Below are 629 nucleotides of genomic sequence, written 5' to 3' on the forward strand. Positions count from 1 at the left end.
GGGGCGCTCTACGATCCTGATCCGGATCATCCCGGTACGACTTACACGCGTTCGGGTGGGTTTGTTTCCGGTGCTGCGGATTTCGATGCGGGGTTCTTCGGTATCGGTCCGCGTGAGGCGTTGGCGATGGATCCGCAGCAGCGGTTGTTGTTGGAGGGGGTGTGGGAGGCGTTCGAGGATGCGGGTATCGATCCGGTGTCGTTGCGGGGCAGCGACACCGGCGTCTTCGCCGGGGTGATGTATCAGGACTACGAGCTGCTGACCCGCACCCGCCCCGACCTCGGAGGCTATTGGGCTGTGGGTTCGGCGGGCAGTGTGGTGTCGGGTCGGGTGGCGTATTCGTTCGGGTTGACGGGGCCGGCGATCACGGTGGATACGGCGTGTTCGTCGTCGTTGGTGGCGATCCATCTGGCGATGCAGTCGCTGCGCCGGGGAGAGTGCGCGATGGCTGTTGCGGCCGGTGTCACAGTGAATTCCACACCGACTGTGTTCGTGGAATTCTCACGGCAACGGGCGATGTCGGTCGATGGTCGGTGTAAGTCGTATGGGGAGGGGGCGGATGGGACTGGTTGGTCTGAGGGTTTGGGTGTGTTGGTGTTGGAGCGTTTGTCGGATGCGGTGCGTTGTGG

At 63.4% G+C, this 629-nt stretch carries 1 protein-coding gene; it reads left to right on the forward strand.

Features of this window, described 5'->3' with window-relative positions; translation table 11 throughout:
* On the forward strand, window positions 1-629 hold a 629-nt coding region (locus ACFO5K_RS26725; protein WP_378568601.1), incomplete at both ends, for a beta-ketoacyl synthase N-terminal-like domain-containing protein.

The sequence above is a fragment of the Nocardia halotolerans genome, from assembly GCF_042650145.1.
GTDB classification, from domain to species: domain Bacteria; phylum Actinomycetota; class Actinomycetes; order Mycobacteriales; family Mycobacteriaceae; genus Nocardia; species Nocardia halotolerans.